The following is an 18,862-nucleotide window of genomic DNA, read 5'->3' on the forward strand; positions in this document are numbered from 1 at the left end:
CGCATTCTCCGCATCCGGCCGGGAAGTCTTCACCTCCACTTCCGCCGCATCCGCCGCGCACGGCGCCTGCGAAAACACCGGCCCGGACGGACCATCGCACCGATACACCTGCGCCTCCGCCGCCACCGAAAACGCCAGAACAATCCATATACTGTGCTTAACCATCATCGCCTCCCTTCCGATGCCCCAAGCCTATCCGCCGCGCCCGACCCGCGCCACCCGAGTAACCGGCAACCCCTCGCGCCCCCGTGGGGACGCCACATCCCGAAAAGGCCCGAACCGCAAGGTTCGGGCCTTTTCTTTTGTGGTGTTGGGATCACACCGGTAGCGCCTTGGCCGCCGGGCGCTTGTCCCGGCGGCTGATGTCAGGCGAGGCGGGGATCGCGCTGGCGGGGTTCGTCGGGGTGCGGGCGCGGGATGATGCAGTGGTTAATACGCGAGAGTTCGCGTTCGGCCCAGGATTGCACCTGGGGGTCGCTGGCGAATCGGGCGTAATCGAGCAGGGCCTGGCGTTCGATGTTGGGGTTGCCCTGTTCGTGGGCGATGCGGCGCGCGCTTTCCAGTTCCTGCCAGCCGTTGTCGTCTTTCCCGTCGCTGTTGGCGAGCAGGGCGACGGCGCGCAACCGGCGGATGGCCGGTTCGAAGGCGAGGTCGCCGCGCTTGCGACAGCCTGCAAGCGCCTCGTCGGCCATCGCCAGGCGCTGTTCGGGCGCGATGTCGCTGGCTTCCAGGGCGTCCAGCAGGATGAGCTGGAAGATGGTGTTGACGCCATCCATGATGTGGCGCATCGCCTCGACCTGCTGTTCGATGGCCTGGTAGGCATCGGCTTGGCCCTGCCGGGCCAGGGCCCAACTCTCGAGGGTGATGCCGGCGGCGCGCCACAGTGGGTAGTCGTACTCGCGGGCGATGGAGAGCGCGTGGCGCGCTGCGGGCAGCGCGGATTCCGGATCGCTGGAGTAGAAACCGAGTACCGAGCGGAAGGCATGCACGAAGGCCTCGGTGGGCCGATGGCCGAGCTGGTCTGCCTGTTTGCACGCGGCATCCATTTCGGTCCAGGCGCGCGCGTGATTTCCCAGATGGAGCAACGTCCAGGCCATGAAGCCCCGGGCGCTGATGGCCGGGTTTTCAGTATGGCGCGCCACCAGGGTTGCGTGGTCGGCGTCGCGATAGAGCTTGACCGCCCGCGTCTGGTGTTCCAGCGCCTCGCCGAAGCGGCCGGTCCAGAAGTGGGTGTTGCCCTGGACATAATGGGCCGCGATCCGCAGCAGGCGGTCGCCGGAGCGCTCGGCCAGTTGCTCCATCTCCGCGGCGAGGCGATGGGCCTCCTGGAATCCATGCCAGGAGCCGGCGCCGTGCCACAGGCCCCAGAGGACGCGGAAGTACTGCACCGGGTCCTGTTCCGGGGCGGTCAGGCGCATGGCGCGTTCGAAGATGTCGTTGACCGTGCGCGAACCGTAGCCCAGCAGGGCCAGGTTGGAGGCCCCCAGGCCGCCCAGGGCGCGCAGGGTGTCATGTTCGTGGGTCGCCGGATCGCCGCTCGCGTGGGCCTCTGGGTGGCGCTCCAGGCAGTCCAGCGCGTCCTCGAAGTAGTGCGAGGCCTCGGGCAGGATGCCGCGGGCGAAGGCGGCTTCGCCGGCCTGCAGCCAGGCGTTTACGGCTTCCGGATAGCGACCGGCGTGGTAAAGGTGGTTGGCGATGCGGCCCCAGTCGGCGGTCTGCATCCCATGCTCGCCGTCTTCCTGCATCAAGTCGGCCAGCTGGCCGTGCAGACGGGTGCGGTCGCTCAGCAGCATCGATTCGTAGGCTGCCTGGCGGAACAGGACGTGGCGGAAGCGATAGCGCACACCATCCACCATGCCGGCGGGTTCGATGAAACCCTTCCCGGTCAGGCGCGTCAGCTGGCGGCGGATGGTATCGGCGGGCTGGCCGCGCAGGCGGCTGAGGATTCGGGTATCGAAGTCGCGCCCGATGACTGCGGCGGAATGGGCCAGTTCGCGGGCACTGCCGAGCTGTTCCAGACGCGCGACCAGAAGATTGGAGAGCCCTGGCGGCAGGGTGTCCGGCAGCTGGCCGGTGCGGGCGGCCTCGAGGGCGTAACGCGTCAGTTCCTCGAGAAACAGGGGGACGCCTTCGCCGCGTTCGATCAGCTGCTCGCGCAGACCGCTCGCCAAGCGTCCGTTGGGGTCCAGGCGGTCCACCAGATCGTGCGCGGCGGCCGCGTCCAGGCCAAGCAGGCGGACGTGCTCAAGGGAAAGGTCGCGCCACGACGAGCGGAAGCTCATGCGCGCCGTCAGGATGGCCATGATCGGTCGGTGATGCAGGCGCTGGTACAGCCGCCGCAGGAACTCCGATGTACCCGAGTCCATCCAGTGCAGGTCGTCGCAGATGAGCAGTGTCGGACCATGGGCCGCCCGTCGGTGGACCAGTTCGACCAGGGTGTCGATAATGCGGTCGCGGTCCAGCCCCTCGTGGGCAAGGCTCTCGGGGCCGTCGGCTTCCGGGTGGGTCAGCCAATGGGCGAGGCGTGGTGCGAGTTCGGGGGGTGTGCCCACGGTCTTGAGGGCGCCTTCGAGGCGGCGCTGGCGGGCCTCGCGCAGGCTATCGTGTCCCATCCAGGTGGCGAAGGCCTGGCGTACGGGCGCCAGGAGCTGCCGGGTGCGATCCTCGCGGCACTTGAGCAGGTAGCGTGAGCGAGCCTGCCCGCGGACTTGCTGGTCGAGACCCCGGGCAAGCCGGCTCTTGCCCAGCCCGGCCTCACCCTGGACCAGCACGAAGCGGACCTCGCCGCTCTCCAGGACCTGGTCCCAGTGTCCCCGAAGCTGTTGCAGTTCCTGACCCCGCCCGGTCAGGGGCGTCAGGTCGCGCAGGCTCTGTGCATCCACCCGGTCCAGCGGGCCGGGGTCGCCGGTGACGAGGTAGGCACCGGTGGCGTCCTCTGCCTCGCGGAAGCTGAAGTACCCCGAGACACGGGCGTAGGTCGGTGCGCTGACGCGCAGGGTCCCGGGATCGGCGTGCTGCGCGCAGTCGTGGACGCGGGCGGTGAGCTGGCCGGTCGGATCGGGCAGGTCAGGGTCGGCACCGGTGACGATCAGGTCGGTATCCACGGCCAGACGCAGCTGACAGTCGGCGGGGGCGGTCTCCAGCGCTTGCCAGGCGGCGTGCACGGCGTCGACGGTGGCCTCTTCGCGACCGGCCGGGTAGCCGAAATAAGCCAGCAGGCCGTGTCCGGGGGAGGGCACCACATGGCCATGATGCCTCAGCAGGACGAAGTCGACGTGTTCCAGGGCGCGGTTCACCTGCTGCTGCTGGATCTCGATGTCGGCTTCCGCGTCGGGCTGGACATGGCAGGCCACGACGGTGACCCGCCGACGTTCGGGGCGCAGGATGGCCGGTTCGGCCTCCTCGGTGTTGACGTGCTGGCTGCTGGCCTCGGCGCGTTCGGCGCCGAGGATTTCCTCGCGCGTGCGCGCCAGGAGTTCGCCGGGCGCCTTGCCGGCCTCGGCCTCGAGATGGGCATAGTGATCGAGCGCGCGCTTCGGATGACCACTGGCTGCAAGGGCCTTCATCAAGAGGTGGTGCAGGGTCTCGTCGTGTGGCTCCATCGCCAGCAGACGGTGCAGCTCGGCGAGCAGCGGCTCGCCCTCGTTGGGCTTGGCCAGTGCGACGAGGTTGTGGGTGATGAAGACGAGCAGATTTTGCCAGTGATGGTCGCGCTGGGCCTGGGCCCAGGCGGACAGTTCCGGGAGGTCCTGCAGGGCGCGCAGGCCCTCGAGGAAGTGCCCGCGGTAGTCGCAGACGATCGCCAGGTTCGGATGTGCGGCGGTGGCTGCGCGGCTTTCGGCGGTGCGTCGCTCGGCGCGGGCACGCTCGGCAGGTGGGGCGGTCGTCTCGCGGCCCTCGACGGTGCGGCGTTCGGCGCGGGCGCGATGCAGGGTGAGGAAGTCGATGCACGATCCCGGTTGTGGCTGGAAACGCACATAGCGGGGCGTAGTGTCGAGCAGGGGCGGGTCCCCGGCGGGGAGCTGGCGCCGCAGCTGAAACAGCCCCTGACGCAGGTTGACCCGGGCACTGTCGGCGTCCAGATCCGGCCAGAACAGGCGGGCCAGTTCCTCGCGCGGGATGCGCCGGGGGCTCTCGGCGGCCACATAGGTCAGGAGCAGGCCGAGCTTGGTCCCGGAAAGTGCGGGTATGTCACGGTCCTCCACGCGTACACCAACGGTCCCGAAGGTCGTGATTTCCATATGCGCCAAAGAGGCCTCCCCTCGTCTTCTTCGGCAGTCTTTCGCTGCCATTCGTGACCCGGTCAAATGACCCGGTGACCGTGCCTACGGCGCGGTCCCGGGGCCGACCGAATGTCCGCCCGACTCGATTGTAACGGCATTCCGCGGTCGGGGTTAGTCGATGCGTATGGTCGCGTAGCCCTGATGCTCGTAACCCATAATCGACAGGAAAGTATTGCCGACCATGTGGATGCCGGGCAATAGGTCGTCTGGTTCGAGCTCGAAGCGCCGCGTGGCGATGTTGCAGGCCTCCATGTGAATGCCATCCAGTTCCAGCAAGCCCTCCAGGCGCTCATGGATATGGCGCACCGCGGAGACGTCCTCGAGATCCAGGTGATCGGTGGAGCGGGCGATCAGGCCGGCCGCTCCGCCACGGAAGGCGAAGACCATTTCCGGCTCCAGGCCCTGGCGCTGCATGTCGTCATAGGTCTCGCGGATCACGCTGAGGCGGGCAATCAGGCGTTCCGGTTCGGCAATGGTGATGTCCCAGAGGATGCGTCCCGTGTCCATGCCGGCGATGGCGCGCTGGTCGCCGGGCTTGTCAGCGAGTGCCAGGCCGGGGATCAGCAGGGTGCACACCAGGAAGGAGGCGAGAAGGCGTTGCATGGCGTTCGTCCCTTTTGCGAATGTCCTGTCTCAAGGGTAGCAGGCCAGGGAAACACTGCATGAATGACATGCATCGGTGTTTTCCCCGATTCTGCGATGCAGGGTTCCGGGTACGAACGTCAGGGGAGTGATGGAAGGCCGGATCGGGAAAGCGGTCCGGCCTTTACATGCCGCTCAGTGGCCGTGGTGGCCCTTGTGCAGGTATTCCACGCCGTCGAGGCTCTGGATCTCGATTTCTCGGACCGGGGTAAAGCGCGAGGCGCCCGGGCCCGTGATTTCCTCGGTGACACGGATGCGGAAGGGGGCCACGCAGTTCAGCAACTGGCCAACAAAGCGCTTGCCGTCGTGGGTCACACGCACGGGAGTGGTCTCGTCGTAGCGGCTGAAGTTGTAGCTGACATTCTTCGGGTAGTACAGATTGTGTTCGGAAAAGGTCATGGTTGGGCCTGTCTGGGTCAGTGGTTTTTTACGGCCTCGAAGGCCTCGAGTGCGGCCTGGCGGCTGGCTTTCAGGTCCACGATCGGGGCCGGATAGCCGCGCGCACCGCCGGCGCCTGGCGCGTGAATATACCGCGTTTCGACATCCTGGAGCACGGGGACGAAGCGGCGCACGAAGGTGCCGTCGGGGTCGTGGCGTTCGCCCTGGGTTTGCGGGTTGAAGACGCGGAAGTAGGGCGCGGCATCGGCACCGCAGCCGCCGGCCCATTGCCAGCCCAGGGTGTTGGCGGCGAGATCGGCGTCCACCAAGGTGTCCCAGAACCAGTGGGCCCCGTGCTGCCAGTGCAGGCGCAGGTTCTTGGTCAGGAAGGACGCGACCACCATGCGCAGGCGGTTGTGCATCCAGCCGGTCTCCCACAACTGCTGCATCGCGGCGTCGATGATCGGAATCCCGGTCTCGCCGCGCTGCCAGGCCCGCAGGTCGCGATCGGCTTGGCGCCAGGGGAAGGTCTCGAAGCGTGGGTTGAGCGGTTGCTCCGGGGTATGCGGGAAGTGGTAGAGCACGTGATGGGCGAAGTCGCGCCAGCCGAGTTCGCGCACGAAGGCCTCGGGGCCGCCGCTGTCCGGGTGCAGGCCGGCCGCGCGCAGGGCGCGCAGGATCTGGCGCGGGGAGATCTCGCCGAAGTGCAGATGCGGCGACAGGCGCGAGGTGCCGTCCTGATCCGGGCGGTCGCGGCCCTCGGCGTAGGCGCGCACGGCGTTGTCGAGGAATTCTTCCAGGCGCTCACGGGCCGTGGCCTCGCCCGGGGTCCAGGTGGCGCGTAGGCCGCCCGCCCAGTCGATCGCGGGCAGGAGCCCCAGCTGTTCGGGATTGAGCGAGTCGGGCCAGGCCTCGGGTCGCGGGAGCTCGGAGGGTGCGGGCAGCGGGTCGCGGTCGATACCGCGTTGCAGGCAGGCCTTCCAGAACGGGCTGAAGACCTTGTAGGGGCGGCCCTGGCCGGTCGCGACCTCCCAGGGCTCGATCAGCAGGTGGGCATTGAAGCTGTGTACTTCGATGCCGTCGGCGCGCAGCCCGGCCTTGATGTCCGGGTCGCGCAGAACGATGGCGGGATCGTACAGCCGGTTCCAGTAGACCGCGGTGGCGCCGGTCTCGCGCACCAGGGCCCGCAGGGTGTCGAGGCTGGGACCAGCTCGCAGGGTCAGGCGCGAGCCCTGCGCACGCAGGTCGTGGTCCAGCGCGTTGATGCTGTGGTGCAGCCACCAGTTGGATGCGGCCCCTGGCTGCCATGGGGCCTCTTCCTCCGGGGCGTGGATGAACACGGGAATCACCGGGCCGCCGCGTTCGCAGGCGGCATGCAGCGCGGGCTGATCGGTCAGGCGCAGGTCGCGGCGCAGCCAGACGAGGGTAGGGCCGGGGCTTTGCATCAGATGCGGTCTCCCTGGGCGAGGGTCTTGCGGATGTCGTCGGCCCGATCACGGATGGCCTGCAGGCGTTCGGGGTCCATCTTTTCGACGTGTTTCCATTGCAGCGCGGTGCGTGGGTGGCGGGCGAAGCGGTCGCGGTGGCGGTCGAGGAAGTCCCAGTACAGCGTGGTAAACGGACAGGCCTGGTCGCCCAGGGCCTCGGCCGGGTCGAACGGGCAGTGCGCGCAGTAGTTGCTCATGCGCTGGATGTAGCGCCCGGTGGCCACGTAGGGCTTGGAGGCCATGCGCCCATCGTCGGCGTACTGCGACATGCCGACCACGTTGGGGAGCTCCACCCATTCCACGGCATCGACGTAGATGCCCAGGTACCAGGCATGGATCGCGGCAGGGCGCACGCCAAGCAGCTGGGCGAACAAGCCGGTGACCATCAGCCGCTGGATGTGGTGGGCGTAGCCCAGTTGCAGGGTCTGGCCGACGGCCTGGTGCAGGCACTGCATGGAGGTCTTGGCGTCCCAGTAGAGGGCGGGGAGCGGCTGGTCGGCCTCCAGGGCATTCCACTCGTGCCAGGCCTCGCCAAAATGGAAGTACAGCCCGCGCACGTATTCGCGCCAGCCGAGAATCTGGCGGATGAAGCCCTCGACTGCGGCCAGCGGGGCATGGCCATCGCGCCAGGCCTGTTCCGCGGCGTCGATCACCGTGCGCGGATGGATCAGGTGCAGGTTGAGGGCGGTGGACAGGCGGGCGTGGTAGAGCCAGGGCTGGTCAGTCCACATCGCGTCCTGATAGGTGCCGAAGGCGGGCAGGCGGTGCTGGATGAAGTCGTCCAGCGCCTGTTGTGCCTGCTGCGCGGTGACTGGCCAGTCGAAGTCGTCGGCCTGTCCTGGCAGGTCCGGGAGATGCCGGGCGATGTCGCCCAGGCACTCACGGGTGAGCGCGTCCGGCGGAAAGGACAGGGGTGGCGGCAGCAGGCCGGGGCCGTCACGCCCGAAATGCCCGCGGTTGTCGGCGTCGAAATTCCATTGTCCACCGGCGGGCTCGTCGCCGTTCATCAGCACGCCCAGGGCTTTTCGCTGCTCGCGGTAGAAATACTCCATGCGCAGCTGCTTGCGGCCCTTGGCCCATTGGTGAAAAGCGTCCAGCGGGACCAGGAAATGCGGATCGTCCAGGACCTCGAGAGGGATCGCCTGGTCGGCGCAGGCGGCCTGAAGCTGGCGCAGCACGCGGTGTTCGCCCGGCTGCAATACGCGCACGTTTTGCGGTTGGAGGTGTTCGAGGTCGGCGCGCAGGGCGTCGTTCAGGGCCTGCTCGGGGCGTTCGCCGAGGTGGCAATAATGGACGGAAAAGCCGTCATCCCGGCGCTCCTTGGCGAAGTGACGCATCGCCGACAGGAACAGCGCGGTCCGCGCGATATGCGACGGGGCATGTCGGGATTCTTCGGCCACTTCGGCCATCCACAGGCGATCCCGCGTCGGGTCCAGTCCCTGCAGACCCGGGTGGTCCGGGGCCAGCTGGTCGCCGAGCACGACCAGAAGGGTGCGCACGGCCACGGGCAAGGCGGAATCGGGCACGGGGCCGGCGCGGGTGGAGCGAGGCTATTCGGGCAGGTGGCGCGAGAGGCGAGCGGCGGCCTCCAGCGGAGGTCCGGGCAGGACCTCGATCTCGCGACCGTGTTCCATCTGCGACAGCTCGAGGGCGGCCGAGCCGGCGAGATAGCAGGGCGGGCCGGCCTGATTGAGGATCGCCTCCACCCGCGGAAGCTCGGGGCTGCGCATCAGCTGCGAGGAGCCATGGATGATCATTGCCGGCGCGCGCAGGCGACGGATCAGCGTATCAAGGCCCTCAGGACTGGTGGCATCGAACAGGGGCAGGGTCTTCATGCCGCGACGTGCGCAGGCGAGCTGCAGCAGCATGCCGCCAACCTGCTGGTGGCCGCCGCCCAGCACCAGGCAGGGGTAGGACGGCTCGTCGCAGGCCCGTGTGGCCGAGCGCAACTGATCGGCGAAGGCCGCGGTGGCCCAGGCGGCGAAGATGGCCAGGCGAACCTCGCCCTCGGCACTGTGGCGGGATTCCTCGCGCAGGCGGCGATAGACCTCGGGAAAGGCGCTCTCATGCACGCCGTCCCAGCCGTGCCGCATGACCAGCCGGGTGTAGATTCGATCCAGCTGGTCGGCATCCAGGTTGGCCACCGAGGCATACAGAGCCTCGGCGATCGGATCCGTGGTGTGGGGGGCGATCCCGGGGCCGGGGCTGGCGCGGCGTTCGCGCTCGCCGGTGGCCTGGGTCCGGGTGCCTTCGGCTTCGGGTGATTCGGCCCTGGCGGTGCTGTGTGCGGACTCGTCATTCAGCACGCGATGGACTTGCGAGACCGGGATGCCCTGTTCGAGCAGTTCCATGATCCGTTTGATGCGGGCGATGTCACTCAGGCTGTAGAGCCTGTGTCCCTTGGGTGTGCGCATCGGCCGGATCAGCCCGTAGCGGCGCTCCCAGGCTCGCAGGGTGACGTCGTTGATACCCGTCTCCGCGCACACGTGGCGGATCGGGTACAACCCTTCTTCGTCTTGAAGTTCGATGTGCGTCGCGCTCGCCATGAAATAATTGTACGACATTTGTACATCGCATGTACAAGGGGCGTGATGCACGATGCGATCCGCGTGATTCCGGAGAACGGAATGAACCTTCCCTGCCTGCGCGTCCCAAAAGGGTAGCAACCTTTTCTTGATGCTGCTGGAGACTCGCATGTTTGCAACCAACGGAAACCGCTGGATCGGGATGTATATCCCGTTGCTGCTTGTGGCACTGGCTGTGCCCGGTGCGGTTCAAGCCAATCCGGAGATGGCCGACAGTGTGTCACCGTACCTGCGTCTGCATGTGGACGACCCGGTTCAGTGGCGCGCCTGGGATCCGGCGTTGCTGGAAAAGGCCAGGGAAGAACAACGCCCGCTGTTGATCTCCAGTGGCTACTACTCCTGCTTCTACTGTCACGTGATGCAGGAGGAGAGCTTCAAGGACGACGGTATTGCCGAACGGATGAACGCGAACTTCATTCCGGTGAAGGTGGATCGCGAGGTCAATGGGGCGCTGGACAGCTATCTGCTCGAGTTCCAGCGTGCAACGGCCGGTAGTGCAGGTTGGCCGCTCAATGTGGTGGTGACTCCCGACGGTCATGCCCTGACGGGCGTGGTGTATGCCCCGCGTGACCAGTTCGCCGAGTTCCTCGATGGCATCACCCAGCGCCTGGAGTCGGATTACGACCGGCTGATGGATCTCGCCCGGCGCGGGAGCGAGGAACTCACCCAGCAACTGCGCAAGGGAGAGGAACCGCTTTCCGAGGGCCGCGCGGGCCGACTGCCGCAGGTCCTGTGGAGCCGCCTGGAGCGCGAGGCCGACGACCTTCAGGGTGGTTTCGGTAGTTCCACCAAGTTCCCCCATTCGCCCTACCTGCACGCGATGCTGGAGGCCGAGCAGGCCGGCACGGCCCCAGGCTGGGTTGCGGAGTTCCTCGAGATCACCCTGGACGAGATGGCCCACTCCGGTCTGCGTGACGTGCTGGGGGGCGGCTTTTTCCGCTACTCCGAATCACCGGACTGGAACGAGCCTCACTTCGAGGTAATGCTGGAGGATCAGGCACAGCTCGCACTGGTTTATCTGCGTGCCGGTGAATATTTCGGCCGCGAGGACTGGGTGGATCTGGGGCTCGAGAACCTCGATTTCGTCAAGCGGGACATGGCCCTGCGCGAGGACGAGACGGGTGAGCAGGCGGAGGCTGCGGAGGGCGGTTTCCGCGGGTTCGCCTCCAGCCTGTCGGCCGTGGACGATCAGGGCCGCGAGGGCGGGGCCTACCTGTGGCCGGAAGAAGATCTGGAAGCGGCACTCGCGGACCACGAGTATCCGGAGTTGGTGCGTGCCTGGTTCGGCATGGAGGGCAGCTCGGTCTTTGATCTTGGCTACCTGCCGCGCAGTGGCGCGGGGATCGAGCAGCTTGCGGAGCGTTTCGACCTGGCAGGGGACGAGGTTCGCGAGCAGGTGGAGTCCGGCCGCGAGGCCCTGATCCAGGCGCGCGAGGCGCGCGGCCTGCCGCGTGACGAGAAGGTGCTGACCGGGGCGCACGGGCTGCTGCTGTCCGCCCTGGCGGAGGCGTCGGGGCACGATGCGCGCTTCCTTGACGCGGGCGCGGCGGTTCAAGCCTGGCTGCTGGAGGTCGCCGCCGCCCCGGCGGAGCTGCCGGCGCTGATGGGTCTGCCCGCCGAGCAGGCGGGAACCGCTACGCTCAACGATTACGCCTACGTCGCGCGCGGCCTGCGCGACTGGGAAGCGGCAACCGGCGAGGGTGAGCATGGCCCGGCCCTGGCACTGCTGGAGGCGGCCTGGGAGGGCTTCCGCGATGGTGACGGCTTCCGTTCGGAGCCGGAGCCGCCGCTGCCGGGGATGATCTCCCAGCGTTTCCACCCGGCGGTGCACCGGCCGTCCCCGACGACCCTGATCTTCCGTCTCAGCGAGGAATGGGCCGAGGACAGCGAGACGGTGGATGCCGCCTTCGCGGACTACGACCTGCGCCCGGGCCGCGCCATCGATGCCGACCCGGAGCAGCATGCCCGCCTGATCCTTTGGCTGCAGGAGCGCGACTAACGGGTGCCGTCTGAATCGGGGTTGTTCGCGTTGCCGCCGCAGGTGGGCGCGAACTACGCTGGGCTCCCCAGGGCCATCCTGGTCGTGCAGGCCGACAGGCTGCGGGCGGCTCGCCCGGCGAGAGGCGTGGTCCGCCCTTCGTGGTGACTGCAATCGAGGTTCGGGCGCTCTAAAGTGAAGTTGATCGGTGCGGCGTCTGGGCCAGCACGCTGTCCTTGCCGTCCATATCCACTTCCGTCAGCGTGGCCTGCCCGGGCTTCTGGAAGCCGTCTTCAGGTTGAATCCGCGATGAAAGAGAGTCCGTCCCTGCCCCCGAGTCACCCCCTGCGGGAGTCGATTCACGATGAAGTCCATGCGCGTTTCTACGAACCGCTGGACGCCCCTGCGACTGCCTCGTGGCTGGCGCTTTTGTCGCCGCGCGACTCCACCGAGCGCGAACGCGAACTGGTAGCGGAGCTCTGCCGTCGTTTCGGCGTGAACGAGCCGGTCCCGCAGAAGAACTTCGTCGCCTGCGATCTGGGGCCGTTTCGCTTGCGCTGGGAACGCCACAACGAGTTCTCCACCTGGTCATTCTTCGTGACCGGAGACGCCTTCAGCGACCCGTTCGCCAACCCGGCGATCAACCGGGTGCCGGCCGACTGGCTGAGCAAGCTGCCAGGGAGCACCATCGCTGCGATCCATCTGGCGCTGGAGTCGCGTGACATGCCGGAGCGGTCCTTCGAGCAGCTGGAAGCCGTATTTGCTCCGCACCCCATCGTCGGCAACGGCGTTGCTGGCGGGGATGGCTTGGTGTGGACCGATTTTCGGGTCCACGACGACGGTTTCTCCCGCTTCCTGGTGCGCGATGTCGATCTCACCCGGCGTGAGGCCGGGCGTATCGCCCAGCGCCTGTTCGAACTGGAGACCTACCGGTTGCTGGCCCTGCTGGCGCTCCCGCTGGTGCGCGAGCTGATGCCGGAACTCGACGAACTCGAGGGCCGGCTGAACGACATTAACGACGAGATGGCAGGGATCACCGAGCAGTTCGCCGCATCGGACCGCGAGCAGCAGTTGCTGGCGGTGCTCTCCGACCTTGCATCCGACGTCGAGCGCCTGAGCAGCTATGCCGGCAGCCGTTTCCACGCATCCCGCGCCTATGCCTCGCTGGTGAGCAGGGGCGCTGAGGAACTGAGAACCAAGCGCATGCCGGGGCTGCAGACCCTGTGCGAATACCTGGGCTGGCGCATGGATCCGGCCATGGGTACCTGCGCGTCGCAGGCGGAGCGGCTGGAGGTGCTGTCCACGCGCATCCACCGCACCGGATCGCTGTTGCGCACCCGGGTGGACGTGGCGCTGGAACGGCAGAACCGTGACCTGCTGAGCTCGATGAACCGGCGCGCCGACCTGCAGTTGCGCCTGCAGCGGACAGTGGAGGGGCTTTCGGTGGTGGTGATCAGCTACTACCTGACCAGCCTGGTGGCCTACCTGTTACGTGGGCTGGACGAGGTCGTTGCGTTGCAGTTACCGGTGAACATGGCCATCGGGATGGCGGTGCCGGTCGTGGTCGCGGGGGTGTGGTTCTCCCTGCGGTTGATGCGCACGCGCATCGAGCGCAAAGTCAGGCGCGGCGGGGGCTGACACCCGGCGCCCGGGGCGGGCGCGAGGCCTTCATTAGTCGGTGCGGGAGGTGGCTTCCTTTTCGGCCTTGTGCAGGCGCTGGAGCATGGCCTTGAGGACCTTCGGGTTGCCGGCGACGACGTCGCCGCGGCGCATCACGTCCGGGTTGCCCTGCCAGTCGCTGACCACGCCACCGGCTTCCTGTACGAGGAGCAGGCCCGCGGCCATGTCCCAGGGCTGCAGGCCCATCTCCCAGAAGCCGTCGAAGCGCCCGCAGGCAACCCAGGCCAGGTCCAGTGCGGCCGAGCCGGGGCGGCGTATTCCGGCGGTGCCCGGGATCAGGTGGCGCAGGCTGCTCAGGTAGCGCTCCAGGTCCTGGCCCTCGCGGAACGGGATGCCGGTGCCCAGCAACGCGCCGTTCAGGTCCTTGCGTTCGGAGACGCGGATGCGGCGGCTGTTGAGGAAGGCGCCGGCGCCGCGCGTGGCGGTAAACAGCTCTTCCTTCAGCGGGTCGTAGACCACCGCCTGCTCCAGCCGGCCCTTGTGCTTCAGGGCGATGGAGATGCCGTACTGCGGGATCTCGCGCAGGTAGTTGGTGGTGCCGTCCAGCGGATCGATGATCCAGACGAAGTCGGCGTCGCTGCCGCTTTGCTCGCCGCCTTCCTCGGCCATGATCGAGTGGTCGGGATAGGCGCGGCGCAGGGTGTGCACGATGGCCTGTTCGGCGGACAGGTCGACATCCGACACCCAGTCGTTACGGGCCTTTTCGCGGGTGTTCATGCGATCCGGCCGGCCCCAGGCGCGGGTGGTGATGCGTCCGGCCTCGCGGGCCGCCGATACCGCCGTGTTCAGCATGGGGTGCATGGGGTGTCTCCTGGTGTTCTTCGGGGTGTCCGGCGGACGCGCGCACGCGCCGCGGGAAGGCCGCGAACAATACACAAGCCGCTCTTTTTTGGGAAGTCGAGAGCCCCCCTGTGTACAATCCGCGAGCTTTGATGCGGGCATGGCAACGGAGACTCCACGAATGGAAGAACGCCTGAACCGGGTGCGCGTCGTGCTGGTGGGTACGACGCATCCGGGCAACATTGGGTCCGCCGCACGTGCGATGAAGGCCATGGGAGTGACGGATCTGGTGCTGGTGGCGCCGGAGCGGTTTCCGCATGCCGATGCGACTGCGCTGGCGTCCGGGGCGGATGACGTGCTGGCGCGGGCGCGCGTGGTGGATGACGTGGCCGCCGCGGTCTCCGACTGCGTGTGGGTGGTGGGTACCAGTGCCCGGCTGCGCACCCACTCGGTACCGGTGCTGGGCCCGGACGTGGCGGCCGGGCAGGCGCTGGAGAACGCGGGCCTGGGCCCGGTGGCCCTGGTTTTTGGACGTGAACACAGTGGTCTGACCAACACCGAGCTGGATTACTGCAACGCGTTTGTGCAGATCCCGACGGTGCCGGATTTCAGCTCCCTGAACCTGGCCGGCAGCGTGCAGGTGATGACCTACGCGCTCCGCATGGCGGCCCTGACCGGAATGGATCCCGGGCAGGCGAGTGCGGCAGGGGAGGCACGCGACCCGCTCGCGACCCAAGACGAGATGGAGGGTCTGTTCCGTCATTTCGAGCAGGCCCTGACGACCATCGAGGTGCTCGACCCGGACAATCCGCGCAATCTGATGCGGCGCTTGCGGCACCTCTATATGCGCGCCGGACTGACCGGCAGCGAGGTGCGCATGCTGCGCGGTATATTGACGCACACGGAAAAGGGCCGCTGAGGGCGCCGGAAACCGGCGTGATAACCTAGCGGATGACTCGGGATTTGAGGCCGGCCCATGTTTGACAGGATGCGCGAGGACATTCGCTGCGTGTTTGACCGTGACCCGGCTGCACGCAACGCCTTCGAGGTGCTGACCGCATACCCCGGCCTGCATGCGCTGTGGTATCACCGCCTCGCGCACTGGTTGTGGAACCACCGGATGCGCTGGCTGGGGCGCGTGATCGCGAACTTCAGCCGCTGGGTGACCGGCATCGAGATCCATCCGGGGGCGACCCTCGGCCGACGGTTCTTTATCGACCATGGCATGGGGGTGGTGATCGGCGAGACCGCCGAGGTCGGCGACGACTGCACGATCTACCACCAGGTGACCCTGGGCGGCACCACCTGGGAAGGCGGCAAGCGCCACCCGACGCTCGGCAACGAGGTGGTGATCGGTGCGGGTGCCAAATTGCTGGGCCCGATCCACGTGGGCGACCACGCGCGCATTGGCTCCAACGCAGTGGTGCTGAAGGATGTTCCGGCGGAGGCGACCGCGGTCGGCATTCCCGCCCGGGTGCTCGGCCCGCGGCCCGAGCCCGATCCGCGCTTCCAGCAGATGGCGGACCGCATGGGCTTCGATGCCTACGGCCTCTCGCGGGACATGCCAGATCCGGTGGCCAACGCGATCCACCGCATCGTGCAGCGCGTACACGACCTGGACGAGCGCATGGAACGGGCCTGCCAGGCGCTCAAGCGCGCCGGTATCGATCCGGGCGAGGCCCTGGGCGAGGACGATTCGGGCCCGCTGGAGGCCTGCGATCTGGAAGGTCTGGAGCCGGACGAGTGCGAGGTTCCGCCGAACGTGGCGACCCAACAAGAACGTAAACAGCAAGGGAATACTTGATCGTTTTGCTCGGGTATTGCTAAGCTTGCCGGCAAATGACTGACAAGTGCACTCAACCATGAAACTGACGACCAAAGGCCGGTACGCCGTCACCGCCATGCTCGATGTGGCGATGCACACCCGCAACGGGCCGGTATCCCTGGCCGAAGTGGCGCGGCGGCAGAAGCTTTCGCTGTCCTATCTGGAGCAGCTTTTTTCCAGGCTGCGCCGCAAGGGGCTGGTGAACAGCAGTCGCGGGCCGGGCGGGGGCTATGCCCTCAGCCGTGAACCGGAGGGGATCAGCGTGGCCGATATCGTGGTGGCGGTGGACGAGCCGGTGGACGTCACCCGCTGCGGCGGCAAGGCCAACTGCAATTCGGATTCGCGCTGCCTGACGCACGACCTGTGGACCGATCTGAGTCAGCAGGTCTATGACTTCCTCAGCACCCGCTCGCTGGCGGATGTACTGCAGCGCCATCGGGAACAAATGGAAAAAGACGGCGTGCAGGAGGTCGTGATGCACGGCGCCCCTCTGCAAGCCTCGACCGGAAAAAGCCATGCGACCGCCAAAGCGGCCGCGGAAAGGAGCTAACGCGCAATGAGTGACCTGAAACTGCCGATCTACCTCGATTATTCCTCGACCACGCCGGTCGACGAGCGTGTGGCCGAAAAGATGGCCGGCTGCCTGACCAAGGACGGCCTGTTCGGCAATCCCGCCTCGCGCAGCCACAGCTTTGGCTGGAGCGCGGAGAAGGCGGTGGAGAACGCTCGCGGCCAGGTCGCCGAGCTGGTGGGCGCCGATCCCAAGGAAATCATCTGGACCTCCGGTGCGACCGAGGCCGATAACCTGGCGATCAAGGGTGCCGCGCACTTCTACCAGCGCAAGGGCAAGCACATCATCACCGTGAAGACCGAGCACAAGGCCGTGCTCGACACCACGCGTCAGCTGGAGCGCGAGGGCTTCGAGGTCACGTACCTGGGTGTGAAGGAAAACGGCCTGATCGACCTTCAGGAGCTGCAAGACGCGATGCGTGACGACACCATCGTGGTCTCGGTGATGCACGTGAACAACGAGATCGGCGTCATCCAGGACATCGAGGCGATCGGCAACCTTTGCCGTGAGCGCGGGATCGTGTTCCATGTGGACGCGGCCCAGTCGACCGGGAAGGTCGCAGTCGACCTGTCCAGCCTGCCGGTGGACCTGATGAGCTTCTCTGCGCACAAGACCTACGGTCCGAAGGGCATCGGCGCGCTGTTCGTGCGCCGCAAGCCGCGCGTGCGGATCGAGGCGCAAATGCACGGCGGCGGCCACGAGCGTGGCATGCGCTCCGGCACGCTGGCACCGCACCAGATTGTCGGCATGGGTGAGGCCTTTGCGCTCGCCGGTGCCGAGATGGGCCCCGAGCTGGAGCGCATCCGCATGCTGCGCGACCGTCTGTGGACGGGTCTCGACGGCATGGAAGAGGTCTATCTGAACGGCGATCAGGAACAGCGCGTGGCGCACAACCTGAACGTCTCCTTCAACTTCGTCGAGGGCGAGAGCCTGATCATGGCGCTGCGCGACATCGCCGTGTCCTCCGGCTCGGCCTGTACCTCGGCGAGTCTGGAACCGTCCTACGTCCTGCGTGCCCTGGGCCGCAACGACGAGCTGGCCCACAGCTCCATCCGCTTCTCCATCGGTCGCTACACGACGGTGGAAGAGGTCGACCACACGGTCAAGATTGTGCGCGCCGCGGTCGCCAAGCTGCGCGAACTCTCGCCACTGTGGGAGATGTACCAGGACGGCGTCGATCTGAGCACCGTCGAGTGGGCGGCCCACTAGGGGTCCGCTCGACACCACTAACGCAACGCGTACACACGCAACAGGAGAACGGTCATGGCTTACAGTGACAAGGTTCTGGACCACTACGAAAATCCGCGCAACGTCGGCAGCTTCGACAAGAACGACGACACGGTCGGCACCGGCATGGTCGGTGCCCCGGCCTGCGGCGACGTGATGAAGCTGCAGATCAAGGTCAACGACGACGGCATCATCGAGGACGCCAAGTTCAAGACCTACGGTTGCGGGTCGGCGATCGCTTCCAGCTCGCTGCTCACCGAATGGGTGCGTGGCAAGACCCTGGAAGAAGCCAGCCAGATCAAGAACACCCAGATCGCCGAGGAACTGGCGCTGCCGCCGGTGAAGATCCACTGCTCGGTGCTGGCCGAGGACGCAATCAAGGCGGCCGTGTCCAACTACCAGGAGCGCCACGGCGAGGCCGCGGAAGCCGAGAAGAAGTCTGCCTGAGGGTGCTATGTCGATTACAGTGACCGAACCCGCAGCCGAAAGGATCCACAATTTCCTCGACAAGAGAGGCAAGGGCGTGGGCGTGCGGCTGGCTGTCAGGACGACCGGCTGCTCCGGCATGGCCTACGTGGTGGAGTTTGCCGACGATATCGAGGACACCGATACGGTGTTCGAGGATCGCGGCGTGAAGCTGGTGGTGAATCCGAAGTCCCTCGTGTACCTCGATGGCACCGAGCTGGATTTCGGCAAGGAAGGCCTGAACGAAGGGTTCAAGTTCAATAATCCGAACGAGAAGGCCCGATGTGGCTGTGGTGAAAGCTTCAGTATCTGACTGACGATCGCATCCGGGGTGGTGCATGGCGGCCGATTGCTGGTCGTCGTCCCACCCCTTTTCTTTTGTCAGTGCGTCGCCAGTGCTTCTTGAGGCCGAGAGTTGATGAACGACCCATTCGAGCAGTTCGATCTGCCGGTCGCCTTCGAGGTGGACCGGCAACAGCTGGACGAGCGCTTTCGCCGCCTGCAGGCAGAGTTGCATCCGGACCGCTTCGTGCGCCAGGGCGACCAGGCCCGGCGCATGGCGGCGGCGGTGGCGGCCGACGTGAACGAGGCCTACGCGATCCTCGGGGATGACTACCGCCGTGCGTTGCACCTGCTGGAGCGCACGGGCGTGGCGTTCGACCCGGAACGCGATACCAGCCAGAACATCGAGTTCATCGAGGCGCAGATCGAGTGGCGCGAACGCATGGAAGAGGCCGCGGCGGCCAGGGATGGTGCCGCGCTGGAGGCCGCAGGTGAAGAGCTGGAGCAGGCCCGGGCCGAGGCACGGGCAAAGGTCGCGGATGCCCTGAAGGACCCGGCGGCCCCGGCGCCCGAGGCCAAGGACCGAGTGCTGGAATTGCGCTTTTTCGACCGCTTGCTGGACGAATTGAAACGAACCCGACAGAACCTGGCGCGCGGTTGATCCGCGGCCATGTGAAGG

At 67.0% G+C, this 18,862-nt stretch carries 17 protein-coding genes; 9 read left to right on the plus strand and 8 right to left on the minus strand.

Features of this window, described 5'->3' with window-relative positions; all coding sequences use genetic code 11:
• The 7 genes from G335_RS14525 to G335_RS0112810 all read right to left on the minus strand — a co-directional run.
• A partial coding sequence (locus G335_RS14525) for a DUF4124 domain-containing protein (protein ID WP_155986729.1) occupies positions 1 to 168 on the minus strand: 168 nt, incomplete at its 3' end.
• Between the two features lie 197 nt (positions 169 to 365).
• Positions 366 to 4,241 carry an AAA family ATPase gene (locus tag G335_RS0112785; RefSeq protein ID WP_018169492.1) on the minus strand — a complete coding sequence of 1,292 codons (3,876 nt, stop codon included), beginning with the start codon at positions 4,239 to 4,241 and terminating at the stop codon, positions 366 to 368.
• A gap of 153 nt (positions 4,242 to 4,394) precedes the next feature.
• Complete coding sequence (locus tag G335_RS0112790; RefSeq protein WP_018169493.1) at positions 4,395 to 4,886, minus strand: hypothetical protein; 492 nt, start codon at positions 4,884 to 4,886, stop codon at positions 4,395 to 4,397.
• Positions 4,887 to 5,060: 174 nt separating this feature from the next.
• Positions 5,061 to 5,324, minus strand: a complete 264-nt coding sequence (locus G335_RS0112795; protein ID WP_018176987.1) for a hypothetical protein — start codon at positions 5,322 to 5,324, stop codon at positions 5,061 to 5,063.
• 17 nt (positions 5,325 to 5,341) lie between these two features.
• Positions 5,342 to 6,748, minus strand: coding sequence for a deoxyribodipyrimidine photo-lyase (locus tag G335_RS0112800; RefSeq protein ID WP_018176988.1), 1,407 nt, complete (start codon positions 6,746 to 6,748; stop codon positions 5,342 to 5,344).
• Positions 6,748 to 8,301, minus strand: coding sequence for a cryptochrome/photolyase family protein (locus G335_RS0112805; RefSeq protein ID WP_018176989.1), 1,554 nt, complete (start codon positions 8,299 to 8,301; stop codon positions 6,748 to 6,750). The genes G335_RS0112800 and G335_RS0112805 overlap by 1 nt, the downstream gene beginning before the upstream one ends.
• Positions 8,302 to 8,340: 39 nt before the next feature.
• Positions 8,341 to 9,354 carry a MerR family transcriptional regulator gene (locus tag G335_RS0112810; RefSeq protein WP_018169496.1) on the minus strand — a complete coding sequence of 338 codons (1,014 nt, stop codon included), beginning with the start codon at positions 9,352 to 9,354 and terminating at the stop codon, positions 8,341 to 8,343.
• Between the two features lie 130 nt (positions 9,355 to 9,484).
• On the opposite strand from G335_RS0112810, the gene G335_RS0112815 reads away from it, so the two are divergent.
• Both G335_RS0112815 and G335_RS0112825 read left to right on the plus strand, forming a co-directional pair.
• Complete coding sequence (locus tag G335_RS0112815; RefSeq protein ID WP_018176990.1) at positions 9,485 to 11,374, plus strand: thioredoxin domain-containing protein; 1,890 nt, start codon at positions 9,485 to 9,487, stop codon at positions 11,372 to 11,374.
• 288 nt (positions 11,375 to 11,662) lie between these two features.
• Positions 11,663 to 12,991, plus strand: coding sequence for a DUF3422 family protein (locus G335_RS0112825; protein WP_018176992.1), 1,329 nt, complete (start codon positions 11,663 to 11,665; stop codon positions 12,989 to 12,991).
• Between the two features lie 33 nt (positions 12,992 to 13,024).
• Here the strand turns inward: G335_RS0112825 and G335_RS0112830 are convergent, their stop codons facing one another.
• Positions 13,025 to 13,834 carry an inositol monophosphatase family protein gene (locus G335_RS0112830; protein ID WP_018176993.1) on the minus strand — a complete coding sequence of 270 codons (810 nt, stop codon included), beginning with the start codon at positions 13,832 to 13,834 and terminating at the stop codon, positions 13,025 to 13,027.
• A gap of 160 nt (positions 13,835 to 13,994) precedes the next feature.
• Here G335_RS0112830 and G335_RS0112835 point away from each other — a divergent pair, with 160 nt between their 5' ends.
• The 7 genes from G335_RS0112835 to hscB all read left to right on the plus strand — a co-directional run bounded on the left by G335_RS0112835 (position 13,995) and on the right by hscB (position 18,844).
• Entirely contained in the window at positions 13,995 to 14,732 is a 738-nt protein-coding gene (locus G335_RS0112835; RefSeq protein ID WP_018176994.1) for an RNA methyltransferase, read from the plus strand.
• Between the two features lie 57 nt (positions 14,733 to 14,789).
• Positions 14,790 to 15,617, plus strand: a complete 828-nt coding sequence (cysE, locus tag G335_RS0112840; protein ID WP_196799420.1) for a serine O-acetyltransferase — start codon at positions 14,790 to 14,792, stop codon at positions 15,615 to 15,617.
• A gap of 58 nt (positions 15,618 to 15,675) precedes the next feature.
• Positions 15,676 to 16,188 carry an Rrf2 family transcriptional regulator gene (locus G335_RS0112845; RefSeq protein ID WP_018145989.1) on the plus strand — a complete coding sequence of 171 codons (513 nt, stop codon included), beginning with the start codon at positions 15,676 to 15,678 and terminating at the stop codon, positions 16,186 to 16,188.
• Positions 16,189 to 16,194: 6 nt separating this feature from the next.
• Positions 16,195 to 17,418, plus strand: coding sequence for an IscS subfamily cysteine desulfurase (locus G335_RS0112850; RefSeq protein ID WP_018145988.1), 1,224 nt, complete (start codon positions 16,195 to 16,197; stop codon positions 17,416 to 17,418).
• Between the two features lie 54 nt (positions 17,419 to 17,472).
• Positions 17,473 to 17,883 (plus strand): Fe-S cluster assembly scaffold IscU, encoded by a 411-nt coding sequence (gene iscU / locus G335_RS0112855; protein ID WP_018145987.1) that lies wholly within the window; start codon positions 17,473 to 17,475, stop codon positions 17,881 to 17,883.
• A gap of 7 nt (positions 17,884 to 17,890) precedes the next feature.
• Positions 17,891 to 18,214, plus strand: coding sequence for an iron-sulfur cluster assembly protein IscA (gene iscA, locus G335_RS0112860; protein WP_018939093.1), 324 nt, complete (start codon positions 17,891 to 17,893; stop codon positions 18,212 to 18,214).
• Positions 18,215 to 18,319: 105 nt separating this feature from the next.
• On the plus strand, positions 18,320 to 18,844 hold the full coding sequence (hscB, locus tag G335_RS0112865) for a Fe-S protein assembly co-chaperone HscB (protein ID WP_018145985.1): 525 nt from the start codon (positions 18,320 to 18,322) through the stop codon (positions 18,842 to 18,844).
• The last annotated feature ends 18 nt before the right edge of the window (positions 18,845 to 18,862 follow it).

The sequence above is a fragment of the Thioalkalivibrio sp. AKL8 genome (genome assembly GCF_000380525.1).
In the GTDB taxonomy this organism is placed as follows: domain Bacteria; phylum Pseudomonadota; class Gammaproteobacteria; order Ectothiorhodospirales; family Ectothiorhodospiraceae; genus Thioalkalivibrio; species Thioalkalivibrio versutus.